Source organism: Micromonospora sp. CNZ280, assembly GCF_011759515.1.
Window position 1 is genome coordinate 681241 of the sequence record NZ_JAAOYP010000003.1, and the last position, 23808, is coordinate 705048.

The following is a 23808-nucleotide window of genomic DNA, read 5'->3' on the forward strand; positions in this document are numbered from 1 at the left end:
ATGACCGCACCGACCCGGCGGGAACGCCTGCGTACCGCCACCCTCGCCGAGATCAAGGAGGGTGCGCGCCGGCTGCTGGTGACCGGCGGGGTCGACGCGGTCTCGCTGCGGGCCATCGCCCGCGACATGGGCATGACCGCCCCGGCCATCTACCGCTACTTCCCCAGCCTGGAGGCGCTGGTCGCGGCGCTCGCCGGCGACCTCTACGACGAGCTGCGACGCTGCCTGGAAACAGCCCGGGACGCCGCCGGCGGCGAGCCGGTCGACCAACTGGTGGCGATGTGCCGGGCCTTCCGGGCCTGGTCGGTGGCGCACCCGGCCGAGTTCGGGCTGATCTTCGGCGCGCCGACCCCCGGGCTGGTCGCCTTCGTCGACGACTGCGTCGACCCCGACCATCCCGGCGCCCGGTTCGGGGCGGTCTTCCTCGCGCCGATGATCGAGCTCTGGCACCGGTCGCCGTTTCCCACCCCGCCGGCCGAGCTGCTCCGGGAGCGCCTCGGCGCCCGGCTCGAGCCGCTGCGGCTCAGCCACGGCGACATCCCGATCGAGGTCACGTACACCTATCTGGCCGGCTGGACCCGGCTCTACGGGCTGGTCGCGGCGGAGGTCTTCCAGCAGGTGAGCTGGGCGGTCACCGAACCCGAGGCGCTGTTCGAGCTGGAGCTGGAAACGTTCGCCGCCCAACTGGGTGGCGGCGACCGGCCGGGCGGCGCGATCCGGTAGGCCCGGCACGCGCGGGCCCCGGCGGCGCGCCCGGGTGGCGGGCGGCGAAGGGCTGCCCGGCGGGCCCCGCGGGCACTAGGCTCCCGCGGCATGAGTGACGAGCTGCCGACCCGGGCCGACGTGGTGATCGTCGGGTCCGGGCACAACGGTCTGGTGTCCGCGATCCTGCTGGCCCGCGCCGGCCTCGACGTGCTGGTGCTGGAGGCGGCCGAGGTGATCGGCGGGGCCACCCGGACGGAGAACCCGTTCCCGAAGGTGCCCGGCCTGCGCCACTCCACCGGTTCCTACCTGCTCGGGCTGATGCCGCCGGAGCTGCTCGCCACGCTCGACGTCCGCATCCCGGTGCTGCGCCGCGACCCGCACTACTTCCTGCCCACCCCGGGCCCCGAGGGCTCCCCGTACCTGCTGTTCGGCAGCGACACCGCGGCCACCCGGGCGCAGCTCGCCCAGTTCTTCTCCCCCGCCGACGCAGCCGCCGACGACGCCCTCCAGGCCGAGCTGGCCGCGCTGCGCGCCGACCTGGCGCCGGTCTGGCTGGCCGACCCGCTGCCGGTCGAGGAGACCGCCGAGCGGTACGTCCGCCCGGCGCTGCGGCAGGTCTTCGTCGACCTGGTCCGCGGCTCGGTCGCCGACTACCTGGCCCGCTTCGACTTCCGCTCCGAACTGCTCGTCTCGATGTACGCGGTCACCGACGGCCTGTCCGGGCTGAACGCCGGCCCGGACGACCCCGGCACCGGCCACAACTTCCTGGTGCACAACATGTGCCGGCTGCCCGGCTCGGGCGGCACCTGGATGATCGCCGAGGGCGGGATGGGCACCGTCTCGCGGACCTTCGCCGCGGCCGCCCGCGCCGCCGGGGCGACGATCCTGACCGGTACCCCGGTGAGCGCGATCACCCTGGCCGGCGGCGCGGCCAGCGGGGTGGTCCTCGCCGACGGGCGGGAGGTGCGCGCCCGGGTGGTGCTCGGCGCGTGTGACCCGTACCGGCTGATGGACCTGCTGCCCGACGGCGCGCTCCCGGCGCCGCTGGCCGAGCGGATGGCGACGGTCCGCCGTCCCGGCACCACCCTCAAGCTCAACCTGGCGCTCAGCGGCCTGCCCCGCTTCTCCTGCCTGCCCGCGGACGCGCCCAGCCCGTTCGGCTCGACCATCCACCTGCTCCCCGGCTCGGCCTCGCTGATCGGCGGCGGCGAGTCGCCGATGACCGCGCTGCGCGCCATGTGGGCGGACGTGCGGGCGGGCCGGCTGCCGGCGGAGCCGACCATCGAGTGGTACCTGCACACCACTGTCGACCCGTCGCTCTCCGACGGCCAGGGCCACCACTCGTCGGCGCTCTTCGTCCAGTCCGTCCCCTACCAGCTCGCCGGCACCAGCTGGGACGAGGCGCTGCCCGGGTACGTCGACCAGCTGATCGCGATCTGCGAGCGGTACGCCCCCAACACCGGCGACCTGATCGCCGACGCGGTGCCGCTGACGCCGGCCGGCATCGAGGCGCACTTCGGCATCACCGGCGGGCACATCCACCACATCGACAACACCGTCTCCTTCGTCGACCGGATGCCGTACGCCACCGGAGTCGACGGCGTCTACGCCGGCAGCGCCGGCTGCCACCCGGCCGGCAGCGTCATCGGCGCCGCCGGCCACAACGCCGCCCGCCGCATCCTCACCGACCTCGCCCGCTGACCCCGACCTCCCGGAGGGCCGGGGTCAGCGGGCGGAGGAGGGGAGGTCGCCGGGACCGCGGACCAGGTAGACGCCGACCAGCAGCAGGTAGAGGCAGAGGCTGAGCACCGGGTCGACGAAAACGAAGGCGAACGCGACCAGATAGAGCAGCGGGCCGAGCAGGAACCGCAGCGCGACCGCGCGGGCCAGCCGGGGATCCAGGTCGGGGTGCAGCAGCCGCCGGCGGCGGGCCCACCACCAGCTCAGGTTGAAGAAGGCCGCCTCGCCGAGCACCGCGCCGACGTAGAGCGCCGCGGTGAGCCGCTGGTCGACCACGCTGGCACGCAGGTTGTCCGCGAGCAGGCTGGCGGTGAACGGGATGGCCGCGACGAAGAGCAGCAGGAGCAGGTTGAACACCAGCAGCAACTGGTCGACCCGGACGACGTAGCGCCACATGTTGTGGTGGGTCAGCCAGACCTGGCCGACGATCGCGAAGGTGATCACGTACGCCAGGTAGGCCGGCCACTCGTGCGCCAACGCCTGGGTGAGGTCCCGCCCGGTGCGCGGGCCGAGCTGGAGCAACTCGACCGCCATCAGGGTCAGCACGATCGCGATGACCGCGTCGCTGAACGCCTCCACCCGGGACGCGTCGCGGGCCATCTCCCGGTCGCGCGAGTACCGGTACCCCTTTTCCTCCTCGTCGGCCGCCGTCACGCCCACCCCCGCGCGCCGTATCCGCTGCCGGTCCGTCCGGTGCGGGGCGGCACACCTGCATGGTGGCGCAGGTACGGAGGTGGGCGTGGCGGTTCGGCTCAGCCGGCGCTCTCGCCGGCCGGCGCCGGGGTCTCGGCGTCGACCCGGCGGGCCCGGACCTTGTGCCCGACGCTGGTCAGGCAGCGGCCGCTGGCCAGGTCGAACCGCCACCCGTGCAGCTGGCAGGTGAGCTGGTCGCCCTCGACGATGCCGAACCGGCTCAGGTCCGCCTTCAGGTGCGGGCAGCGCCGCTGCACCACCCAGTCGCCGAGGGTGATGTCCTCCGCGTCGACCGCCCGCTCGTGCTCGTCGTACCAGCCCTCGGCGTACTGGAGCCGCTCCTCGGAGAGGCACTTGAAGAACGCGTAGACGAACTCGTTGTACTGGCCGATCCGGGCGGCGGAGAACCGGCAGGAGAGGAAGAGCGAGTTGACCCAGTCCACCTCGCCGATGTGCAGCAGGTGCTCGATCAGCGCCCGCTCGGTGCGGAACCGGTACCGGACCTTCTCGTCCGCGTACGGCCGGACCTGCTTGCCCGGGAAGTCCACCACGATCGACTCGACGCTCTCCCCGTCGTAGCCGACCAGGTCGAAGCGGACCGGGCCGCCGACCCCCTTGGCCAGGTAGATCGACTCGTCCAGCAGTGGCTCGACGCGCCGCTTCATCTCCTTCAGGATGTCGATCTCCGGGTGCCGCCAGGACGCCTTCTCCGCCTCGATGATCGGGCGCTTGCGCTCCCGCATCTCCTCCAGGTGGGCGACCTTGTTCGCGAAGAACTCCTCGACCGGCACCGGATGGGTGGTGGTGGCGCCCTCCGTGGTGACCTCGGCGACGCTGCCGGGCAGCAGCACGATGCCGTTGGTGCCGCCGACCTTCGCGTACTCGGCGAGGAACACCGACTGGTCCGGGAAGATGTTCCCCTCGTCGCCGAAGATGTCGTTGAACTGCCACAGCTCGTCGTCGAGGAAGCACGGCGGGCCGGCGATCGGGAAGACGTGCGAGGCGTTCAGGTCGTTGATGTACCGCCAGGTGCGGTCGAACTGCCGGTCGCGCTTCTGCTTGCCGAACGCCGTCTTGGCGGCCTGCGGCAGCTCGTAGACCATCGGGTACCAGATCGCCCCGGAGAACTGGAGCATGTGCGCGTGCACGTGGCCCAGCTCGGCGAAGACGCTGAGGTCGGTGGGGCGGGCGTCGTTCTGGTTCAGCAGCCGGACGCCGTCGTACTCGACCCAGAGCGAGGAGTCGCCGATCGGGCCGTCGGTCGGGCTGGTCAACGCCTGAATCATGATCTTCAGGCCGCCCGGCAGCTCCACGACCTGCTCGTTCGGCGCCTTGAGGAACCTGGTGAAGCCCAGCTCCCGGAACTCGTCCTCCATCTCCGAGGTGGGGAACTCGGGGAGCAGCACGGTCGCGTCCTTCGACACGAAGTCGCGCAGGTGCTTCGCGTCGAAGTGGTCCCGGTGCAGGTGCGAGACGTACAGGTAGTCGACCTGGCCGAGGGTCTCCCAGTCGAGCTGCGAATTGTCGGGAAAAGGGAACCATGAGGCGAAATAGGCCGGATTGACCCATGGGTCGCACAGGATGCTGCCCGCGGCCGTGTCGATCCGCATGCTGGCGTGCCCCGTACCGGTCACTCGCACCGCAGTTCTCCCTCGAGAAGACAGCCAAGGTGTACGTCAGAACGCTACCGGAGGCAGTGTGGCCGTCGACCCGCGACGCCGGTAGTGCCGTTCTGCCCTGGCCCCGGGCCCCGGACGATCCAGCCGGGCGGCGAGGCGGCGAGGCGCTCGCCCGCTTCCCGGCGGGCGCGTGGTCCGCGCGCGTGGACGGTTCCCGGTCGTCGGCGCCCGGGTGCGGCCTCGACCCCGTCCGGTCGGACCCTGCGCCGGGCCCGGTACGCGGCGTGCCAGACTAACCAGAGATCCGATCGCGAGGGAAGGACCGACAGTGGCAGGAAGCGAGCCGGTAACGTCGCCAGACCAGCACAAGCCCGGGCACCGCAAGTCCGGGCGGATCGGCGCGGTGCTGACCGCGCTGGCGCTGCTGGCGATGATCTGCGGCAACCACGAGGGCAGGGTCGAGGACATCTGGCTGGTCGGCCTCGCCGTGCTGCTGCTGGTCATCGTCATCGGCGACGCGGTGCTGCGGCGCAACGGCCTGCGCTCCTGACCGGGCCGGCCACCGGCTGCGCACCTCCCGCGACGTACGAGGGCCCGCCCCCACACCGGGGAGCGGGCCCTTCGTGACGGCGGTCAGCGGCCGAAGAGGATGTCCTGCACGTCCTTGAGCGCGGCGTCCACCTCGGCCTCGAAGTAGCCACCCTGCACCAGGCCGAAGCGGAGCGTGTCCAGGTCCTTCGGGTTAACCGGCATCGGGTTGCGCCCGGCCATCCCGCCGAGCAGGCTCTCGAAGAACCGGTCGACCTGGTCGGGGTCGTAGCCGCTGCCGAACCGGCGCACCTGGAAGCTGCGGCGGATCTGGTCGACCCGGTAGAGGTCGCTGCCGGGCGGGCCGGCCATCGGCGGGCCACCCATCGGCGGGCCACCGGCCGGCGGGCCGCCCATCGGCGCGCCGCCGAACCCCTGCTGTGGCATCGGCGGCGGTCCGGCCGGGCCACGACCCCGCGGGTCCCGCTCCCGCTCCGGCATCCGGATCTCGGCGGTCATGTCGGGCCGGCCGCGCCGGCCCGCCTCGAAGCCGTCGAAGCGCTGCTCGTCCGGGCCGTAGCCGTCCGGGCCGTAGCCGCCCGGACCGGCGGGCAGGCCGCGCGGCGGCGGGCCGCCGTGCCCCATCGGGCCCGGCCCCATCGGCGGGTTCGGGCCGGCCGGGCCGCGCGGCGCGTCGTAGCCCCCGCGCGGGTTGTCGTAGCCGCCGGCGAAGGCGCCGGTCGGCTCGTCATAGCGGCCGTAGCGGTCCGCCGGCGGCGGGCCGGCCTGCGCCGGCATCGCCCGGGGCGGCAGCGGCTGCGGCACCGGGGACATGCCCCGCTCGTCGCGCATCGGCGGACCCATCCGGTCCGGCGGGCCGAGCCGGTCGCCCATCCGGGGGTCGCCGCCGCGCCCGCCGCGCTCCTCCAGTTCGGCGAGCTGCCGCTCCACGCGGTCCAGGTGCAGGTCGACCTGCCACTCGTCGTAGCCGTTGAACCGGACCCGGAAGACGACGTCGTGGACCTCCTGCGAGGCCACCGGGGCGCCGACCGGCTGACCGGCGAGTGTCGCCTCGACCCGGTCGAGGAAGGCGTCCACCTCGTCGACCTTGTATCCCCGGCGGAGCGCCTTACGCCGGAAACGCTGACCCTGACTCGCCACTATGTCTCCTGGTCTCGTTCGCTACGGCCGGTCACGCCGTCGTCTCCGCGGTCCGGTCGGTGTCCCTGTCCTCGGCGGCGGCCAACTGCCCACACGCTCCGTCGATCTCGCGGCCTCGGGTGTCCCGTACCGTCGTGGACACCCCGGCGTCGCGCAACCGCCGGACGAACTCCCGCTCGACCGGCTTCGGGCTGGCGTCCCAGCGGCTGCCCGGAGTCGGGTTGAGCGGGATCAGGTTCACGTGGGCCAGCTTGCCGGCCAGCAGCCGACCGAGCAGGTCCGCTCGCCACGGCTGGTCGTTCACGTTCTTGATCATCGCGTACTCGATCGACACGCGACGGCCCGTACGGGCCGCGTAGTCCCACGCTGCGTCCAGCACCTCGGCTACCTTCCAGCGCTGGTTTACCGGCACGAGTTCGTCGCGCAGATCATCATCGGGGGCGTGCAACGACAGCGCAAGAGTCACTGAGAGGTCTTCGCTGGCCAGTCGGCGGATGGCCGGAACCAGCCCGACCGTGGAAACGGTGATGTGCCGCTGGGACAGCCCGAGCCCCTCGGGCGCCGGCGCGATCAGCCGGCGGATCGCGGCGACCACCCGATTGTAGTTGGCCAGCGGCTCACCCATGCCCATGAAGACCACGTGCGACAGCCGCGGCGGCGACCCGGCCACCGCTCCGGAGGCGGCCACCCCGGCCAGGTAGACCGCCTGGTCGACGATCTCGGCGGTGGAGAGGTTGCGGGTCAGCCCGGCCTGGCCGGTGGCGCAGAACGGGCAGGCCATGCCGCAGCCGGCCTGGCTGGAGATGCAGACGGTGACCCGGTCCGGGTAGCCCATCAGCACGCTCTCCACCAGCGAGCCGTCGTGCAGCCGCCAGAGCGCCTTGCGGGTCGCGCCGTCGTCGCAGGCCAGCTCCCGTACCGGGGTGAGCAGCCGGGGCAGCAGCCGGTCGGCCAGCCGCTCCCGGGTGGCGGCCGGCAGGTCGGTCATCTGGGCCGGATCGCGGACCAGCCGGCCGAAGTAGTGGGTGGAGACCTGCTTGGCCCGGAACGCCGGCTCCCCCAGCTCGGCCACCAGCTCACGGCGACCGGCGAGGTCGAGGTCGGCGAGGTGGCGGGGTGGCATGCTCGCCCGGCGCGCGCCGGGGGCGTCCGGGTCAACGGGGATCAGGGGCAGGCTCGTCATGGCGCGTCCAGTCTGTCACGCCGGATGGCGGACGCACCTGTCCGGACGTGCCGAATCGACCCTGGCCTCGCGGAGGACCCCGACACCCGGACGTGAGCCACGCCTCAGCCCGCCACCGGCGCGACGACCACCAGCAGCAGGTACGCGGTCGGCAGGGCGAACAGGATCGAGTCGAGCCGGTCCATCAGCCCGCCGTGGCCGGGCAGCAGGTTGCTCATGTCCTTGATGCCCAGGTCCCGCTTGATCATGGACTCGGCGAGATCGCCGAGGACCGCCGCGACCGAGACCGCCAGGCCGAAGAGCGCGCCCCACCACGGCGCGACGTCGAGGAGCAGCCAGAGCAGCAGGGCGCTGCCGAGTGCCGCCGCGGTGACCGAGCCGGCGAAGCCCTCCCAGGACTTCTTCGGGCTGATCGTCGGCGCCATCGGGTGCTTGCCGAAGGCCACCCCGGCCGCGTACCCGCCGGTGTCGGAGAGCACCACCGCGGCCAGGGTGACCAGCACCCGCAGGTCGCCGTCGTCGGGCACCGCCGCCAGCAGCGCGGCGAAGCCGCCGAGGAACGGCACGTAGACCGCGATCAGCGTGGCCGCGGTGAGGTCGCGCTGGTAGCCGCCAGGACCGTCGCCCAGCCGCCAGACCATCGTGCCGAGGACGGTGACCAGCAGGCCGAGGCTGAGCGCGTCGGGGCCGGCGAACCAGGCCAGCCCGACGGTGAGCACCCCGCCGGCGATCAGCGGCACCAGCGGCGGGTGGGCGCCGCTGCGGCGTACCGCCCGGGCCATCTCCCACACGCCGACGCCGACCGCGGCGGCGACCACCAGCAGGAACGCCGGCCGGTAGAGGAAGAGCGGCAGCAGGATCGCGCCGACGCCGAGGCCGAGGCCGACCGCGATGGCGGCCGGCAGGTTGCGCCCGGCCCGGCTCGGCTGGGTCGGCGGCCGGTCGGCGCTGGCCCGGCGCCGTCCCCGCGGCCGCCGGCCGCGCGGAGGCTCCGGGTCGGGCCCCGGCTCCGGTTCGCGGTCCGCCCGCACCGGCTCCAGTTGGGCGGTCGGGTAGTCGTCCGGATCGCGGTGGCCGTTCATCCCGGCCGGCCGCTCGTCGTACGGCTGGCCGCGATACGCCTCCGGGTACGGATCGGCCGGCGGGCGGGTCAGCCCACGCGGCTCGGCGTACCGGTCGGGAACCGGGCGGCGGTCCCACGGGGCCGGTTCGATGTCCGGCTCCGGCCAGGGCAGAGCGGTCGGGCGGTCGGGCCGGTCCCAGCCGCGCGGCTCACCGCCGTAGGGGTCGAGGTGGGACATCACGCACCGAACGGAGCCGGTTCGAGATCCACCACATGACGCAAACGCACAACCATCCCCTACCGGCCCGACTGTCCCTCATGTCGACCGACCCGACGGCCGGTCGATTCCCGCCGTTCACCGCGAGGTGGCCGGGAATCCTGCCGAGCCTACTGCACCCGCCGGCCCGGCACGGCGGACGATGTCCCGGCCGCCCGCCCGGCCCGCTCGACACCCCGCCGACCAGGCACAGCATGGCGGGGCGGGGCGTCCCGTCGCCGCCGTGGTCCCGGATCGGCACGAGGCCCGCCCCCCGGGCCGGGGGCGGGCCTCGTGTGCCGACGTACGGCTCAGACCTCGAGCAGCTCGGTCTCCTTGTGCTTGACCAACTCGTCGACTCCTGCCACGTAGCGCTGGGTCAGGTCGTCCAGCTCCTTCTCGGCCCGGCGGCCCTCGTCCTCGCCGACCTCACCGTCCTTGACCAGCCGGTCGAGCTCCTCCTTGCCACGGCGGCGGATGTTTCGGATCGCCACCTTGGCCTCCTCACCCTTGTGCCGGGCCACCTTGATCATGTCGCGGCGGCGCTCCTCGGTCATCTGGGGAAGCAGGATGCGCAGCTGGTTGCCCTCGTTGTTGGGGTTCACCCCGAGGTCGGAGTCGCGGATCGCCTTCTCCATGGCGTTGATCTGCGAGTTGTCGTACGGCTTGATGATGGCCATCCGCGGCTCGGGGATGGCCACGGACGCCATCTGGGTCAGCGGCGTCGGCGTTCCGTAGTAGTCGATGATGACCTTGGAGAACATGGCCGGAGTGGCGCGGCCGGTGCGGATGGCCCCGAACTCCTCCTTGGCGTGCTCGACCGCACGCTCCATCTTCTCCTCGGCCTCGAGGAGGGTGTCGTCGATCACCGGTCTCCTCGCCTCCTTCTGTGCTCGTCGTGGGCTGTGCTGGGTGTCGGAGGACCGTCGGGTGGGCCGCGGAGCCCGCTCAGGCGGTGATCAGGGTGCCGATCTTCTCGCCCGCCACGGCGCGGATGATGGTGTCGTCGCCCTGGGCGCCGAAGACCAGCATCGGCAGGCCGTTCTCCATGCAGAGGCTGAACGCGGCGGCGTCGGCGACCCGGAGGTTGCGCTGCAGCACCTCGGAGAAGGTGATCGAGTCGAACTTGCTGGCGGTCGGGTCGACCCGCGGGTCGGCGGTGTAGACGCCGTCCACGCCGTTCTTGCTCATCAGCACCACGTCGGCGCGGATCTCCAGCGCGCGCTGGGCGGCCACCGTGTCGGTGGAGAAGTAGGGCATGCCGGCGCCCGCGCCGAAGATGACCACACGGCCCTTCTCCAGGTGGCGGATGGCGCGCAGCGGGATGTACGGCTCGGCGACCTGGGCCATCGTGATCGCGCTCTGCACGCGGGTCTCGATGCCCTCCTTCTCCAGGAAGTCCTGCAGCGCGAGGCAGTTCATCACCGTGCCGAGCATGCCCATGTAGTCGGCCCGGGCCCGGTCCATGCCACGCTTCTGCAACTCGGCGCCGCGGAAGAAGTTGCCCCCGCCGACCACCACGGAGACCTGCACACCGCGCCGGGCCACGGTGGCGATCTGCCGGGCGACGGCCTGTACGACGTCCGGGTCGACGCCGACCGCGCCGCCGCCGAACACCTCGCCGGAGAGCTTCAGCACCACCCGGCGGGCACGGCCGGGTGGCGGCGCCGTCGGATCGTCCGCCGCCAGCGTCCGGTCACTCACAACCTGCGTCATCCGCCCCGCCCTTTCCCACGCGCGCGCCCCGTGCGCCGCAAACCGCGAAACTGCCGCTGCCGACCCTATGTGACGAGGAGGCCGCGGTGCCTGTCACGTACACCGGCGGCCTCCTCGTCTACGTTCCTGCCCACGGGCGCGTCGCGCCCGATCAGGCGGCTCAGGCCTGGCCGACCTCGAACCGCACGAAGCGGGTGACCTCGATGCCGGCCTCGGCCAGCAGCTGCTTCACCGTCTTCTTGTTGTCGGCCACCGACGCCTGCTCGATCAGGACGTAGTCCTTGAAGAAGGCGTTGACCCGACCCTCGACGATCTTCGGCAGGGCCGCCTCGGGCTTGTTCTCCTCGCGGGCGGTCTGCTCGGCGATGCGCCGCTCCGACTCGACGACGTCGGCCGGCACCTCGTCGCGGGTGAGGTACTTCGGCCGCATCGCCGCGATCTGCATGGCGACCGCGCGGGCGTCCGAGTCCGACGCCTCGTCGTCCGGGGTCGACCGGCCGGCGCTCGCCGGGGCGGTGGTGTACTCCACCAGCACGCCGACGGCCGGCGGCAGGTCCTGGCTCTTGCGGTGCAGGTACACCGCGGTGGTGCCGTCGACCTTCGCGAACCGGTTGAGCACCAGCTTCTCGCCGATCTTGGCGGACTGCTCCTGGATCAGGTCGGCGACGGTCTTGCCGTCCAGCTCGCTCGCCAGCAGCTCCTCGGCGTTGGTCACGCCGGTGCTCGCGCCGTGCTCGACCAGCTGCTGGGCGAGCGCGATGAAGGCGTCGGTCTTGGCGACGAAGTCGGTCTCGCAGTTCAGCTCGAGCAGCGCCTTGCCGGAGTGCGCGATCAGGCCGTTGGCGGCGGTACGACCGGCACGCTTGCCGACGTCCTTGGCGCCCTTGACGCGCAGGATCTCGATGGCCTTGTCGAAGTCGCCCTCGGCCTCGGTCAGCGCCTTCTTGCTGTCCATCATGCCGGCGCCGGTGAGGTCGCGGAGCTTCTTGACGTCCGCGGCGGTGAATTGGGACATGGCTCTCTCTTCGGTGTTGAGACGGCGTGTGGATGGTCAGAGGTGCCGGTTACCCGGATCCGGGCGGGATGTGCCCGGTGGGCCCGTCGCCACCCCGGCATCCGTCGAAACGGACGGCGGGGCGGCGACGGTACGCCTCACTCCGCGGCGGCGGCGGCCGGCTGGTCCTCGGCCTTCTTCGGCTCCTCGAGCAGCTCGCGCTCCCACTCGGCGAGCGGCTCGTCCGAGGCCACGCCCGGCTCCGGCTTCTCGTCGGTGCCCCGGCGGCGGCCGGAACGGGCGATCAGGCCGTCCGCAACGGCGGCGGCGACGACCTTGGTCAGCAGTTCGGCCGAGCGGATCGCGTCGTCGTTGCCCGGGATCGGGAAGTCGACCTCGTCCGGGTCGCAGTTGGTGTCGAGCACCGCGATCACCGGGATGCCCAGCTTGCGGGCCTCGTCGACGGCGATGTGCTCCTTCTTGGTGTCGACCACCCAGATCGCGGCCGGGAGCTTCTGCATGTCCCGCAGACCACCGAGGGTGCGAGTCAGCTTCTCCTTCTCGCGGGAGAGCTGCAGGGTCTCCTTCTTGGTGTAGCCGGCGGCGGTGCCGCTCAGGTCACCGAGGGCCTCCAGCTCCTTCATCCGCTGCAGCCGCTTGTACACGGTCTGGAAGTTGGTCAGCATGCCGCCGAGCCAACGGTGATTGACGTACGGCTGGCCGACCCGGGTCGCCTGCTCGGCGATCGCCTCCTGGGCCTGCTTCTTGGTGCCGACGAAGAGGATGCTGCCGCCCTCGGCGACGGTGCCGCGCACGAAGTCGTACGCCTTCTCGATGTAGTCGAGGGTCTGGCGCAGGTCGATGATGTAGATACCGTTGCGCTCGGTGAAGATGAAGCGCTTCATCTTCGGGTTCCAGCGCCGGGTCTGGTGCCCGAAGTGGACACCGCTCTCCAGCAGCTGACGCATGGTCACGACGGCCATGGTGGGTACTCCTTGCGTCCCTGGTTGTCCCGCCCGGCCGGCGGCCGGGCGTCCTGGCGCCCGGTCGCCGGCCATGGCGGGCCCGACCAAGATCGGGACCAGGGAGGCCGTCGCCCCACGACGGCTCGTGGAGAGGGCGCGCGAGGTCGACCGCGCGAGGCGGTCGCCAGTCGACCAGTGTACGCCCCTCCCCCGCCCGACGACCCCCGGGTGCGCGGCACCGGCCGGGCGGTCAGTTCGCGGCGAGGGCGGCGGCGACGAAGAGCACCAAGCCGACCGTCAGGTACGCCGTCGGCGGGCGCAGCCAGCCCCGGCCCCCGTCGGCCAGCGACAGCCCACCGGTGCGCAGCCCGTACAGGCCGACCGCGAAGATCGGCAGGCCGCAGACCAGGAAGGTGCCGACGACCACGTCGGCGGCCGACACCGGATCACCCGTCACTCCGGTGAACAGCACCCGCAGCGCGGGGACCTCGAAGACCGCCACCAGCACCGCGAAGAGCACGGCCAGCGCCGGCCGGCGGGTCCGGTAGACGCCGTCGCCGACCGGCACCCCCGGGCCGGCCGCCGGTGGGTAGGCCAGCGGTTCGCCGCGCGGACCGACCGACGGCATCGGCCCGGTCGGCATCTCCAGCGGGTGCGGCGCCTCCGCGACCGGGGTGGCCGGCTGCACCGGATGCCCCGGCTCCGCCCCTGGTCCGGGCCCCTCCGCGGGGCGGGCCGGCTCGGACGTGCGGGCGGGCTCGACGATCGGATACCCGGCCAGCGTGGCCGGCCGGGCCGGGTCGGCACCGGTCAGCGGGTCCGCGGCGACGTCGCGTGAATCCCGGGCGGCCCGGCGGCCCGCACGGTCGCCGGGCAACTCGCCGGAGATCTCCACCGGGTCCGGTTCCGCCCGGCGCGAGCGGCCCGTCCGGTATCCGGCCGGCTCGTCCCGGCCGGCCTGCCGCGGGTCGGCGGTGGCGTACCGCCCCGGATCGCCCATCGTCGCCGCGCCGAACCGACCGGCGTCCTCGTCCGCGGCACCGCGGGGGGCGTCGGCGTCACGTACCCCGAACCGACCGCTGTCGACGTCGCTCGCCCCGAGGGGAGCCCGCCCCGGGTCCACCGCGGCGAACCGCCCCGAGTCGGGCTCCACCCCGAAGCGACCGATGTCCGGCTCCGCGCCGAAGCGACCGATGTCCTGCTGTGCGGCGGAGCGGCCGGAGTCCGGTTCCGCGCCGAGGGGGCCGGGGTCGCCGTGACGGCCGGCGAGGTCGGCGTACCGGCCCGTCTCGGCGCCGCGCTGCTCCGGCGGGCGGAACTCGTCGTCCCGGTACCGCGGCTCGGCTGCCGCGCGCCAGTCCGCTTCGCCGTAGCCGCGCTCCGGTTCGCCGGAGTACCAGCGGGGCTCTTGATCTTCGGCAGAACTCCGTCGTCCGTCCACGTCCGGCACCGTATGTGACGGGTCGCGCGGGCGCCATTCGCCCCCCCGGCCAGGCATTCCACCCGCTCGGCCAGCCACCGCAGTTCCAGGATCGCCTGAGGCTCGGTAGGCGGGGTTGGGCTGTCCCACCCTGCTGGGCGACAGACGATCAGGCGAGCAGCGCGTCCAGGTCGGCCACCAGGTCGGCGCGGAGGTCGTCGTGCGCGGATCCGAGGGCGTACGCGGGGTCGCGCCAGACCTCGGGCGGGTAGTGGTAGACCGGTCCCCGTCGCAGCTCGGCGGGCTCCCAGTCGTAGCGGGGACGCACGTGGGCGTGCAGGAAGGCGTCGAGGTTGCCGAGGATCTCGTAGTTGATCCGCCGGAACGCCGGGTCACGGCGGGCGCAGACCCGGGCCACCGCCTCGCCGAGCAGGTCCAGGTCGGCCAGGAACGCCAGCCGCCGCTGCCGGGGCAGGTCGGTCAGCCGGTCGGCGGCCGGATCGTCGGTGATCAGGACGCAGTAGCCCGGAAGGTACTGCACGTCGCCGATCACCGCGAAGCCGGCGGAGAGGCGGCGGAGCACGGTGGGGTTCTGCCCGGCCAGCGCCGCGCGGACCCGGTCGTTACGCCAGTCGATGGTCATCCCCGCACGCTAACCGGGGCCCGGACGGCATGGGCCTTAGCACAACAGGGGCATGATTGTCCGTTCGTCCACAGCCGCTCCGGTTGTCCACAGCCGGCCGGGCCGGGGCGGCGCGTCCGGGCCGGTCCACGAGACCGTGCCGGCATGACGACGCGGAACCAGGCGATCGGCGCGTACGGCGAGCGCTGCGCGGTGCGACATCTCATCGAGGCGGGGCTGCGCCCGGTGGCCCGGAACTGGCGCTGCCCGGCCGGGGAGATCGACATCATCGCCTGGGACGGGCCGGTGCTCGCCTTCTGCGAGGTGAAGACCCGGGGCACGGGCGAGTTCGGCACCCCGGCCGAGGCGGTCGTCCCGGCCAAGGCCCGCCGGTTGCGCGGCCTGGCCGCCCGGTGGCTGGCCGAGACCGGCACCACCGCCGACGAGGTCCGCTTCGACGTGGTTTCGGTACGGCTCGGCGATGCCGGTGCGGCTCGGGTGGAGCACCTGAAGGGGGCGTTCTGAGATGCCGGGCGGGAGCGGGTGGCGCCGGCCGACGGGCGGCCACGGTGGCGCGAGCGGGAGAGCGGTGCCGGCATGAGCTACGCCAAGGTGCTCTGTGTGGGTCTGGTCGGCGTGACCGGGCACCTCGTGGAGGTGGAGGCCGACCTGGCACCCGGTCTGCCGGCGGTGGTGATCTCCGGCCTGCCGGACACCGCCCTGCACGAGGCCCGGGACCGGGTCCGGGCGGCAGTGGTCAACTCCGGCCAGCGTTGGCCGAACCGGCGGATCACCCTCAACCTGCTGCCCGCCACGCTGCCGAAGTTCGGTTCGGCGTTCGACCTGGCGATCGCGGCGGCACTGCTGGGCGGCTCCGGAGAACTGCCGCTGCTCCCCCTGGAGCGGGTGGTGGTCCTCGGTGAACTGGGGCTGGACGGCACCGTCCGACCGGTCCGCGGCGTGCTGCCGATGGTCGCGGCGGCGGCCCGGGCCGGCGTCGACCGGGTGATCGTGCCGGCCGGCAACGCCGCCGAGGCGGCGGTCATCCCCGGGATCCGGGTCCGCGCGGTGGACACCCTGCACCGGCTGGTCAGCTTCGTCCGCGACGGCGAGCCGCTGATCGAACCGGTCGCCGAGGGGCCACCTCCGGCCGGGGACAGCCCCGATCTGGCCGACGTCGCCGGGCAGGATCTGGGCCGGCGGGCACTGGAGGTGGCCGCGGCCGGCGGCCACCACCTCGCGCTGCTCGGGCCGCCCGGGGCCGGCAAGACCATGCTCGCCGAGCGGTTGCCGTCGATCCTTCCCGAACTGGACGACGAGGACGCGTTGGAGGTCACCGCGCTGCACTCGATCGCCGGGCTGCTGCCGGCGGGCGGCCGGCTGATCCGCCGCCCGCCGTTCCAGGCGCCGCACCACAGCGCCACCGTGCCGTCGCTGGTCGGCGGTGGGTCGGGGCTGGCCCGTCCCGGGGCGGTGTCGCTGGCCCACCGGGGGGTGCTCTTCCTCGACGAGGCACCCGAGTTCAGCAAGGGCGCGCTGGACGCGCTGCGCCAGCCGCTGGAGAACGGCCGGGTCCAGCTGGCCCGCAGCCGGGGCGGCACTGAGTATCCGGCCCGGACCCAACTGGTGCTGGCCGCCAACCCGTGCCCGTGCGCCAAGCCGGGCGGGGACACCTACTGCGAGTGCTCGCCGCTGGTGCGCCGACGCTACCTCGGCCGGCTCTCCGGACCGCTGCTCGACCGGATCGACGTGCAGGTGCGGCTGCCTGCGGTCCGGGCGGCCGAGCTGATGCAGGCGACCGCCGAGAGCGAGTCGTCGGCGGCGGTCGGCCGGCGGGTGGTGGCGGCCCGGCAGGCGGCGGCCGCCCGCTGGTCGGCGATCGGGCGCCGGCTCAACGCGGAGATACCCGGCCCGTTCCTGCGCCGCCCGCCCTGGCGACTGGACGGGCGGGACACCGTCGAGCTGCGGGCCCGGCTCGACTCCGGGTCGATCTCCGCTCGCGGCTTCGACCGGATCATCCGCCTCGCCTGGACCATCGCCGACCTGGACGGACGGGACCGGCCCGACCGGGAGGACGTCCGGGAGGCGATCGGACTCAGGACGGGGGAAGAATCGTGAGCGGGGACGAGGAACGACTGGCCCGGGTGGCGCTGACCTGGCTCACCGAGCCGGGCACCCGGTCGGTGTACCGGCTGGTCCGGCGATTGGGGCCGGTGGCGACGCTCGACCTGCTGCTCGACGGCGGAGCGCCGGACGAGAAGCTGCGGGCCGCGGTGGCCGCCCGGTCGGCCGGCGGGGACGCCCGGGCGGTGGCCGCCGAGGCGGTGGACCGCACCGAGCGGCTCGGTGCCCGGATCGTGGTGCCCGCCGACGACGAGTGGCCGGCACGCGTCGATCAGCTGAGCGGCCTGCGGCTGCCGGAGGCGTACCGGCGGGTGGACGTCGAGACCGATCCGCCGCTCTGTTTCTGGGTGCGCGGCTGCTGGCCGTTGGCCGAGGCGTTCGACCGGTCGGTGGCCGTGGTCGGCGCGCGGGCCGCCACGGCGTACGGCACGCACGTCGCCACCGAACTCGGCTACGGGCTGGCCGACCGGGACTGGACGGTGGTCTCCGGTGGCGCCTTCGGCATCGACGCGGCGGCGCACCGGGGCGCGCTCAACGCCGGCGGCCTGACCGTGGCCGTGCTCGCCTGCGGGGTGGACCGCCCCTACCCGATGGGCAACGCGGCGTTGTTCGACCGGATCGCCGACACCGGGTTGCTGGTCAGCGAATGGCTGCCCGGTGCGGACCCGCTGCGGCCACGGTTCCTGATCCGCAACCGGGTGATCGCGGCGGCCACCCGCGGCACCGTCCTGGTGGAGGCGGCGGCGCGCAGCGGCGCGGCGCAGACCACCCATCGCGCGATCGCCCTGGGCAAGCCGGGGATGGTGGTGCCCGGGCCGGTGACCTCGGCGATGTCCGTCGGTGCGCACGAGCTGCTGCGCGAGTACCCGAAGGCCCGGCTGGTGACCGGGGTCGCGCAGGTGCTGGAGGAGGTGGGGCCGATCGGTGAGCTGGCGCCCGTGGTGCGCGGTCCGCAGCAGCCGGCCGACCTGCTCGACGACGAGGCGCGGTCGGTCGTCGAGGCGTTCCCCCGGCGGGGCGCCGTGGCGGTGGACGTGCTCGCCGCGCGGGCCGGGGTGGACGTGCGGACCGTGCTGCGAAAGCTGTCCATGCTGGAGGAGCTCGCCCTGGTGGTCCGGCGCGAGGACGGCTACCGGCTCGCGCCGCCACCGGCCAGGACGGCCGCCGAAGCCCCGGCGCCAGGCCACGGCGCTCCCGAGGTGGCCCGACGGACCGCCGGCTGACCAGCGGGTTCGACGGTGAGGCCAGCCACCGGAGGAGGTGGGAGCCCGTCGCCCGCCCAGCGCGGCGACGGGCGCCACCCCGGGTACGACCCGGTGCGGCGCCCGTCGCCGTGGTGCTCCGCCCGTGCCGCCAGCTCCCGTGGCACGGGCGGGACCGTTCAGCGGGCGGTCGCGTACGCGGCGCACCCGATCAGCTCGAGCGACACCTGGAGCCGCTCGAGGCTGATGTTCTTGGCGATGGTGTCCTCGGGGGTGTGGTACGGCGGCTCCAACCGGGCTGGGGTCTCCTCGCCCCGCCAGGAGAAGTTGGCGCTGGCGATGCCGACCTCCTGGAAGGGCTGGTGGTCGCTGGAGCCGCGCTGCGTCACCGGCGAGATCCGCGGGTCGTAGCCGAGGCGGGCCGCGGCGGCCGCCACCTCGTCGGTGGCCCGGTTGGCCTCGCCGGTGTACGACAGCAGCCAGTACCGGGTCGCCGGGTCCCAGCTGGTGGCCACCATGTCGTTCTGGTACACCGCGAGGATCCGGTCCCGCTCGGCCGGTGGGAGCTGCCGGACGTGGTAGCGGGAGCCGACCAGCCCCTGCTCCTCCGAACCCCACAGGACGAACCGGAGGTTGGCCTCGACCGGGATCGCGCGCAGCACCCGGGCCAGTTCGAGACAGAGCACCGTGCCGGAGCCGTCGTCGTTGGCGCCGGGCGCGCCGACGACCGTGTCGTAGTGGGCGCTGACCATCACCACCGGCCCACCGGCAGCCGAGTGCCCCGGCCGGTCCGCGAGGACGTTGTGCGAGGTCAGACCGCGGTGTGCGGTGGTGGTGACGCTCAGCGTGAGCCGACCGGCGGCGAGCAGGGCGCGCAGCCGCTCCTTCTGCGCCTGGGCGACCCCGACCACCGGGATCGGCACCGGCGAGCCGGCCGAGCCCGGCAGCGTCGGCGAGAACGTCCCGCTCCGCCGCGGCGGTACGCCGTCGGCGGCGAGGAAGACGACGGCGGCAGCTCCCCGGGTCAGGGCGGTGGCCACCAGTTGTTCCCGGCGCGCGGCCACGTAGTCCACCAGCACGATGCGGCCGGTAACGTCCGCGGGATAGTTCTCCGGCGCGCCGGCGCCCACATCCACCGCGTCGCCGCTGACCGTGGTGTCCAGCGCGGCGTGCGGCGAGGCGCCGACCTGCCAGTTCAGGTCGGTGGGAAGCCCGGCCGGTGAGGCGAGTTGGGCGAGGAACTTGTCCCCCACGGCGAACGGTTCCAGCTGGACATCGTACCCCAGGTGGTCCAGCTCCTTGGCGATGTAGTCGGCGGCGCGGCGCTCGGACGCCGTCCCGCCGATGCGCGGCCCGATCTCCTCACTGAGGAAGCGCAGGTGCGACAGCGCCCGCTCGGCCGACACCTGAGCGATGACCCTGCGGTCGTCCGGGGTCAGCGCCGGCGGGCGGTACGCGCCGGGACGCTGGTCGTTGGCCGCCCACGCCGGTGCGGGCAGGGCGACGGTGGCGGCGCCACCGAGGGCGATGGTGAGCATCCGCCGTCGGTTCACGGTGGAGCGAGCTGGGTCGGTCGAGGATGGAAGGGGATGGCCGTCGTTGGTCATGGCTCCTCCTGGTCTTTCGCGGAGCCCGTCGACCGATGGTGACCGGGCTCACGGAAACTTGAACCTATCCACTCTTCCGGCGTCCTCCAAGATCCGTGCGGGGGTCACCGAAGGGCCGTGCAGCCGCCCTGACCAGGCCGGCTGGCCAGCTGAGGGCGACGCAGCGGGCTGCGGTTCGGAGGGAACGCCGCACCGCCGACGTGATGCCGGGCCACCGGGGAGAACGACCGGCCGAAGCACCGGTCGCGTCGGTCGCTGTTCCGCCAGGTCCGGGGTGGACGGTCGATGACCCCGCGGCCGGAATCAGTCCCCCTCGAACCGGATCTCCATGTCCCGGTCCCGGCACCGCCGGGCGAGCCGGTCCAACCGGCGCACGTGGGTCAGCTCCGGGGTGGTCCGAGCCGCCTCGACCAGGCAGCGCAGTTCAGCGCGCAACTGTGCCACCTGCTCGGCGGGAACCAGCAGCTCACCGATCGGGTCCACCCGGTCGAGCAGCGGGGTACGTCCGCCATCCCGGACCCGCCGGATCAGGTCCAGCAGCACGTCGTCCGGGTCGGGCAGCACCTCGGCCGGCACGTACGACGTCCGGCGCCGGCCCGGACCGGCACCGATCACCCGGTAGAGGACGACTTCCACCCCCATGGCCGGTCCCCCTTCGTCGAGCTCGGCCGGTCGCACGGGTGGGAGCCGATCCGGGCTCACCGCGCCCCGTGGAACAAGTCTGCTCGTACCGGCGGCCGGAATCCATCATTGGTGGGTGTGGACAGTCGGAGGAATCCCGCGCGCGCACCCGTGATCCGGTCCGGAAGGGTGGGCAGGGCGACCCGGCACCGCGCCCCCGGGCCACGCACGCGGACCCAGGGCTCCAGCTGACCGCATTCCCAAAGGTGGGCAGGGCCATCCGGCACGGCGCGCGGGACCCGGGCCGCGCATCCGGTCCCAGGGCCTCGGCTGAGGCACCCACCCGCGCGGGAGCATGCGGGTGGTCGGGCCGGAGGTCGCCCGGCACAGCGGTCCTCGGCCGGCGGCCGCGCCGACCGTAAGGTGGGTCTGTGCGACGTGACACCGTGGGCCGGCCGGTCATCCGGGTGTGGGCGCCGGTCGACCCGGCCGGTACTCAGCCGCGATCGGGGCCGGGGTGAGCCGGGAGTCGCGCAGCACCCGCACGGCGCACGAGGCGCTGCCCGCGGCGATGCGCGAGGCGGTGGACGACTTCGCGGCCCACCTGGCCGGGGTGCGCAACCGCTCCGCGCACACCGTTCGGGCGTACGTCGCGGATCTGGTGTCGCTGCTCGACCACGCGAGCCGGATGGGCTGCGCCCAGCCGGCCGACCTCGATCTGACGGTGCTGCGCAGCTGGCTGGCGAAGCAACGCACGACGGGTGCCGCCCGGTCGTCGCTGGCCCGGCGGGCGGCCGCGGCGCGGACGTTCAGCGCCTGGGCGCACCGGTCCGGGCTGCTTCCCACCGACGTGGCGGCGGCGCTGGCCAGCCCGCGCGCGCGGCGGGAACTGCCCACCGTGCTCCGCGCCGACCAGGCGGCCGCCCTGGTCGAGGCCCCCGGCACGCCCGGACGGACGCCGGCGGAGAACGCCGACGCGCACCCGGGTGGCGGCGACGCGCCGGCGGACCCGACGGCCGCGGCGGTGCTGTCGCGGGACCGGGCCCTGCTCGAGCTGCTCTACGGCACCGGGGTCCGGATCAGCGAGGCGTGCGGGCTGGACATTGCCGACGTGGACCACGGCAGGCGGGTGGTCCGGGTGCTCGGCAAGGGCGGCCGGGAGCGCGCCGTGCCGTACGGCATCCCGGCCCAGCGGGCGCTCGACGAGTGGCTGCGTCGGGGCCGCCCGGTGCTGGCGGCGCCGCACTCCAGGAGCGCCCTCTTCCTGGGCGCCCGGGGCGGCCGGCTCAACCCCAGCACCGCCCGCCGGATCGTCGGCATGTACGCCGAGGCCGCGGGTCTGCCCCGGATCAGCCCGCACGGGCTGCGCCACTCGGCCGCGACCCACCTGCTGGAAGGCGGCGCGGACCTGCGCGCGGTGCAGGAACTACTCGGCCACTCGTCACTGGCCAGCACGCAGATCTATACGCACGTCTCGGTGGAGCGGCTGCGAGCGGCGTACCGCCAGGCCCACCCACGCGCCTGACGCTCGCGGTGCCGCGCAGTCGGCGGGACGGCGTTCGCGGCCGGGCCGGGGACGCCGGTCGGCCTGCTCTCGCCGGTACCGGTGGCGCCGGCGGGCCCCGTGGCCCCGATCGAACCGGGCGGTGGAAGATCGACCAGCGGTTACGATCATCGGGTGAGCGTCCCGCAGCCGCCCGAGCCGATTCCGGGCGCCCGCCTGCTCTTCTCCCTCGATCCGGCGGTCAGCCACCTCAACCACGGCTCGTTCGGCGCGGTGCCCATCGGCGTACAGCGGGCCCAGCAGCGGCTGCGCGACGAGATGGAGGCGAACCCGCTGCGCTTCTTCACCCAGGGGCTCGTCGACCGGATCACCCACACCCGCCGGCACCTGGCGACCGCGCTCGGCGCCGACCCGGACGGCACGGCGCTGGTCGCGAACGCCACCACCGGGGTGGCGGTGGTCCTCCAGTCGCTCGGACTGCGCCCGGACGACGAGGTGCTCACCACCGATCACGGCTACGGCGCGGTCGACCTGTCCGTCCGGCGCGAGTGCCGCCGTACCGGGGCGGTGACCCGGACGGTGCGGGTGCCGCTGGCCGCCACCGACGAGGAGGTGGTCGAGGTGATCCGGGCCGGGCTGCGCCCCGGCCGGACCAAGCTGCTCGTGGTCGACCAGCTCACCTCGGCCACCGCCCGGCTCTTCCCGGTCGCCGCGATCGTCGGAGTGGCCCGCGAGCACGGCGTCCCGGTGCTGATCGATGCCGCGCACGCGCCCGGCATGCTGCCCACTCCGGTGGACAGCATCGGCGCCGACTTCTGGGTGGGCAACCTGCACAAGTGGGGCTACGCGCCGCGCGGCACCGCCGTGCTCGTGGTGGCCCCGAGGTGGCGGGAGCGGATCGAGCCGCTGGTGGTCTCCTGGGAGCAGCAGACCGGGTTCCCGCAGCGGGTCGAGTGGCAGGCGACGCAGGACTACACCGCCTGGCTGGCGGCGCCGGCGGGCCTGTTCACGCTGCGCAGCCTCGGCGTCGACCGGGTACGCGCGCACAACGCCGCGCTCGTCGCGTACGGCCAGCGGGTGCTGGGGGACGCACTCGGGGTGGCGCCGGCCGACCTGCCGGACCCCGGCGGGCCGGGGATCGCCATGCGGATCGTGCCGCTGCCGCCGGGCCTGGCCACCACCATCGACGCGGCTCGGGCGCTGCGCGCCCGCATCGCCGAGCGGCTCGCCACCGAGGTGGCGGTCATGGCCTGGGACGGGCGCGGCTGGCTGCGCCTGTGTGGCCAGGTCTACAACTCCGCCGACGAGTACGAGCGGCTCTCGGTGCGGCTGCCGCCGCTGCTCGCCCTACGCTGACCCGGGCCGTGCGCCGCCCACGCCCGCTGACCCCGACGACGTCGGCGGGCGCCGCGCCGGACAGCGGCAGCAGTCGCACCGGCCCGAGACCGAGCAGCGCCAGCGGGTCGAGGTACTCGGCGCCGCGGCGCAGTCCCCAGTGCAGGCAGGCCGGTGCCGGGCAGCCCGCGTGCCCGCCCAGCAGAGTGCCCAACGATGTGCCGGCCGAGACCGGGGTGCCCGGGCGGACCGCCGGTTGGACCGGTTCGTGAGTGGTTCGCAGGCCGCCGGCGTGCCCGACGGTGACCACCGGGCGGCCGGCGACCAGCCCGGCGAAGAGCACAGTGCCGGGGCCGGCGGCCCGCACGATGGCACCGGGCACGGCGGCCAGGTCGACGCCGCGGTGACCGGGAAGCCACGGCTGCGGCGGCGGGTCGAACCGGCGCACCAGGCGCGGCGGGCCGTCCAGCGGCCACCGGAACCGGACCCGAGCGGCACCCTCGGCCGGCGCGGCCACGGTGCGCTGCCCGACCGCCGACGAGCCCGCCGGAACAGCCGGCGCGGCACCCGGGATGTCCGCCCCGGCCGTGGTCGCCCACGCCGGGCCGGCGGCCGGGGGACCGGACGGCGGCTCCGGTCCGCCGGCCAGCAGGGCGGCGCAGAGCGCGGCGACGGCACTGAACGAGGTCGGTCGCATGGGCGCAGCCTGCCCGGGGGCGAGCGGCCTCGCCGCCCGCCGGTGGCCGGCTG

22 protein-coding genes are annotated in these 23808 nt (G+C 74.1%); 8 read left to right on the forward strand and 14 right to left on the reverse strand.

What is annotated here, in order from left to right; translation table 11 throughout:
* Together FHX32_RS24875 and FHX32_RS24880 are read left to right on the forward strand one after the other, a co-directional pair.
* The gene (locus tag FHX32_RS24875) at nucleotides 1-723 is read left to right on the forward strand and encodes a TetR/AcrR family transcriptional regulator (protein ID WP_167187916.1); all 723 of its coding nucleotides are present in this window, start codon (nucleotides 1-3) and stop codon (nucleotides 721-723) included.
* A gap of 90 nt (nucleotides 724-813) precedes the next feature.
* Nucleotides 814-2406, forward strand: coding sequence for a phytoene desaturase family protein (locus FHX32_RS24880; protein WP_167187919.1), 1593 nt, complete (start codon nucleotides 814-816; stop codon nucleotides 2404-2406).
* A gap of 24 nt (nucleotides 2407-2430) precedes the next feature.
* Here the strand turns inward: FHX32_RS24880 and FHX32_RS24885 are convergent, their stop codons facing one another.
* On the reverse strand, nucleotides 2431-3045 hold the full coding sequence (locus FHX32_RS24885; RefSeq protein ID WP_167189229.1) for a TMEM175 family protein: 615 nt from the start codon (nucleotides 3043-3045) through the stop codon (nucleotides 2431-2433).
* Nucleotides 3046-3197: 152 nt separating this feature from the next.
* The gene (locus tag FHX32_RS24890; protein ID WP_167187922.1) at nucleotides 3198-4778 is read right to left on the reverse strand and encodes a Rieske 2Fe-2S domain-containing protein; all 1581 of its coding nucleotides are present in this window, start codon (nucleotides 4776-4778) and stop codon (nucleotides 3198-3200) included.
* A 307-nt stretch (nucleotides 4779-5085) separates the two neighbouring features.
* Here FHX32_RS24890 and FHX32_RS24895 point away from each other — a divergent pair, with 307 nt between their 5' ends.
* Nucleotides 5086-5307 carry a DUF2631 domain-containing protein gene (locus tag FHX32_RS24895; RefSeq protein ID WP_167187925.1) on the forward strand — a complete coding sequence of 74 codons (222 nt, stop codon included), beginning with the start codon at nucleotides 5086-5088 and terminating at the stop codon, nucleotides 5305-5307.
* A gap of 83 nt (nucleotides 5308-5390) precedes the next feature.
* Here FHX32_RS24895 and FHX32_RS24900 read toward each other — a convergent pair whose 3' ends face one another.
* From FHX32_RS24900 to FHX32_RS24940, 9 genes are all read right to left on the reverse strand, one after another.
* Nucleotides 5391-6446 (reverse strand): DivIVA domain-containing protein, encoded by a 1056-nt coding sequence (locus FHX32_RS24900; RefSeq protein ID WP_167187929.1) that lies wholly within the window; start codon nucleotides 6444-6446, stop codon nucleotides 5391-5393.
* Nucleotides 6447-6477: 31 nt separating this feature from the next.
* Entirely contained in the window at nucleotides 6478-7629 is a 1152-nt protein-coding gene (rlmN, locus tag FHX32_RS24905; RefSeq protein ID WP_167187932.1) for a dual-specificity RNA methyltransferase RlmN, read from the reverse strand.
* A gap of 104 nt (nucleotides 7630-7733) precedes the next feature.
* The gene (locus FHX32_RS24910; protein ID WP_167187967.1) at nucleotides 7734-8930 is read right to left on the reverse strand and encodes a phosphatidate cytidylyltransferase; all 1197 of its coding nucleotides are present in this window, start codon (nucleotides 8928-8930) and stop codon (nucleotides 7734-7736) included.
* A gap of 329 nt (nucleotides 8931-9259) precedes the next feature.
* A complete protein-coding gene (frr, locus tag FHX32_RS24915) occupies nucleotides 9260-9817 on the reverse strand; it encodes a ribosome recycling factor (protein WP_167187970.1) in 558 nt (185 codons plus the stop codon).
* A gap of 79 nt (nucleotides 9818-9896) precedes the next feature.
* Nucleotides 9897-10664, reverse strand: a complete 768-nt coding sequence (gene pyrH / locus FHX32_RS24920; protein WP_109904137.1) for a UMP kinase — start codon at nucleotides 10662-10664, stop codon at nucleotides 9897-9899.
* A 160-nt stretch (nucleotides 10665-10824) separates the two neighbouring features.
* Nucleotides 10825-11679 (reverse strand): translation elongation factor Ts, encoded by an 855-nt coding sequence (gene tsf / locus FHX32_RS24925; protein ID WP_167187973.1) that lies wholly within the window; start codon nucleotides 11677-11679, stop codon nucleotides 10825-10827.
* Nucleotides 11680-11816: 137 nt separating this feature from the next.
* Nucleotides 11817-12641 (reverse strand): 30S ribosomal protein S2, encoded by an 825-nt coding sequence (gene rpsB, locus FHX32_RS24930; RefSeq protein WP_167187976.1) that lies wholly within the window; start codon nucleotides 12639-12641, stop codon nucleotides 11817-11819.
* A gap of 232 nt (nucleotides 12642-12873) precedes the next feature.
* Nucleotides 12874-14064, reverse strand: a complete 1191-nt coding sequence (locus tag FHX32_RS24935) for a hypothetical protein (protein WP_486481306.1) — start codon at nucleotides 14062-14064, stop codon at nucleotides 12874-12876.
* A gap of 148 nt (nucleotides 14065-14212) precedes the next feature.
* Nucleotides 14213-14686 carry a diadenosine tetraphosphate hydrolase gene (locus tag FHX32_RS24940; protein WP_167187983.1) on the reverse strand — a complete coding sequence of 158 codons (474 nt, stop codon included), beginning with the start codon at nucleotides 14684-14686 and terminating at the stop codon, nucleotides 14213-14215.
* Nucleotides 14687-14830: 144 nt separating this feature from the next.
* Here FHX32_RS24940 and FHX32_RS24945 point away from each other — a divergent pair, with 144 nt between their 5' ends.
* The 3 genes from FHX32_RS24945 to FHX32_RS24955 are packed head-to-tail and all read left to right on the forward strand — an operon-like array spanning nucleotide 14831 to nucleotide 18012.
* Nucleotides 14831-15190, forward strand: coding sequence for a YraN family protein (locus tag FHX32_RS24945; protein WP_167187986.1), 360 nt, complete (start codon nucleotides 14831-14833; stop codon nucleotides 15188-15190).
* 18 nt (nucleotides 15191-15208) lie between these two features.
* Entirely contained in the window at nucleotides 15209-16783 is a 1575-nt protein-coding gene (locus tag FHX32_RS24950; protein WP_486481307.1) for a YifB family Mg chelatase-like AAA ATPase, read from the forward strand.
* A complete protein-coding gene (locus tag FHX32_RS24955) occupies nucleotides 16693-18012 on the forward strand; it encodes a DNA-processing protein DprA (protein WP_208419342.1) in 1320 nt (439 codons plus the stop codon). The genes FHX32_RS24950 and FHX32_RS24955 overlap by 91 nt, the downstream gene beginning before the upstream one ends.
* Nucleotides 18013-18170: 158 nt before the next feature.
* Here FHX32_RS24955 and FHX32_RS24960 read toward each other — a convergent pair whose 3' ends face one another.
* Complete coding sequence (locus FHX32_RS24960; RefSeq protein ID WP_167187994.1) at nucleotides 18171-19598, reverse strand: M28 family peptidase; 1428 nt, start codon at nucleotides 19596-19598, stop codon at nucleotides 18171-18173.
* Nucleotides 19599-19901: 303 nt separating this feature from the next.
* On the reverse strand, nucleotides 19902-20240 hold the full coding sequence (locus FHX32_RS24965; RefSeq protein ID WP_167187996.1) for a hypothetical protein: 339 nt from the start codon (nucleotides 20238-20240) through the stop codon (nucleotides 19902-19904).
* Between the two features lie 550 nt (nucleotides 20241-20790).
* Between FHX32_RS24965 and FHX32_RS24970 the strand changes: the two genes are divergently transcribed.
* Complete coding sequence (locus FHX32_RS24970) at nucleotides 20791-21744, forward strand: tyrosine recombinase XerC (protein WP_167189232.1); 954 nt, start codon at nucleotides 20791-20793, stop codon at nucleotides 21742-21744.
* Nucleotides 21745-21897: 153 nt separating this feature from the next.
* Nucleotides 21898-23079 (forward strand): aminotransferase class V-fold PLP-dependent enzyme, encoded by a 1182-nt coding sequence (locus FHX32_RS24975; RefSeq protein ID WP_167187998.1) that lies wholly within the window; start codon nucleotides 21898-21900, stop codon nucleotides 23077-23079.
* Here FHX32_RS24975 and FHX32_RS24980 read toward each other — a convergent pair.
* Nucleotides 22967-23755 (reverse strand): M23 family metallopeptidase, encoded by a 789-nt coding sequence (locus FHX32_RS24980; RefSeq protein WP_167188000.1) that lies wholly within the window; start codon nucleotides 23753-23755, stop codon nucleotides 22967-22969. The two genes, FHX32_RS24975 and FHX32_RS24980, sit on opposite strands and share 113 nt — an antisense overlap.
* Nucleotides 23756-23808 lie beyond the last annotated feature (53 nt).

What these genes read in the sequence shown, in the direction of transcription:
- FHX32_RS24945 (WP_167187986.1), top strand. Translation starts at nt 14,831, where the DNA reads ATGACGACGCGGAACCAGGCGATCGGCGCGTACGGCGAGCGCTGCGCG.
- FHX32_RS24970 (WP_167189232.1), top strand. Translation starts at nt 20,791, where the DNA reads ATGCGCGAGGCGGTGGACGACTTCGCGGCCCACCTGGCCGGGGTGCGC.
- rpsB (WP_167187976.1), bottom strand. Translation starts at nt 12,641, where the DNA reads ATGGCCGTCGTGACCATGCGTCAGCTGCTGGAGAGCGGTGTCCACTTC.
- FHX32_RS24875 (WP_167187916.1), top strand. Translation starts at nt 1, where the DNA reads ATGACCGCACCGACCCGGCGGGAACGCCTGCGTACCGCCACCCTCGCC.
- FHX32_RS24880 (WP_167187919.1), top strand. Translation starts at nt 814, where the DNA reads ATGAGTGACGAGCTGCCGACCCGGGCCGACGTGGTGATCGTCGGGTCC.
- FHX32_RS24940 (WP_167187983.1), bottom strand. Translation starts at nt 14,686, where the DNA reads ATGACCATCGACTGGCGTAACGACCGGGTCCGCGCGGCGCTGGCCGGG.
- FHX32_RS24910 (WP_167187967.1), bottom strand. Translation starts at nt 8,930, where the DNA reads ATGTCCCACCTCGACCCCTACGGCGGTGAGCCGCGCGGCTGGGACCGG.
- rlmN (WP_167187932.1), bottom strand. Translation starts at nt 7,629, where the DNA reads ATGACGAGCCTGCCCCTGATCCCCGTTGACCCGGACGCCCCCGGCGCG.
- tsf (WP_167187973.1), bottom strand. Translation starts at nt 11,679, where the DNA reads ATGTCCCAATTCACCGCCGCGGACGTCAAGAAGCTCCGCGACCTCACC.
- FHX32_RS24885 (WP_167189229.1), bottom strand. Translation starts at nt 3,045, where the DNA reads ATGGCCCGCGACGCGTCCCGGGTGGAGGCGTTCAGCGACGCGGTCATC.
- FHX32_RS24965 (WP_167187996.1), bottom strand. Translation starts at nt 20,240, where the DNA reads ATGGGGGTGGAAGTCGTCCTCTACCGGGTGATCGGTGCCGGTCCGGGC.
- pyrH (WP_109904137.1), bottom strand. Translation starts at nt 10,664, where the DNA reads ATGACGCAGGTTGTGAGTGACCGGACGCTGGCGGCGGACGATCCGACG.
- FHX32_RS24980 (WP_167188000.1), bottom strand. Translation starts at nt 23,755, where the DNA reads ATGCGACCGACCTCGTTCAGTGCCGTCGCCGCGCTCTGCGCCGCCCTG.
- FHX32_RS24960 (WP_167187994.1), bottom strand. Translation starts at nt 19,598, where the DNA reads ATGACCAACGACGGCCATCCCCTTCCATCCTCGACCGACCCAGCTCGC.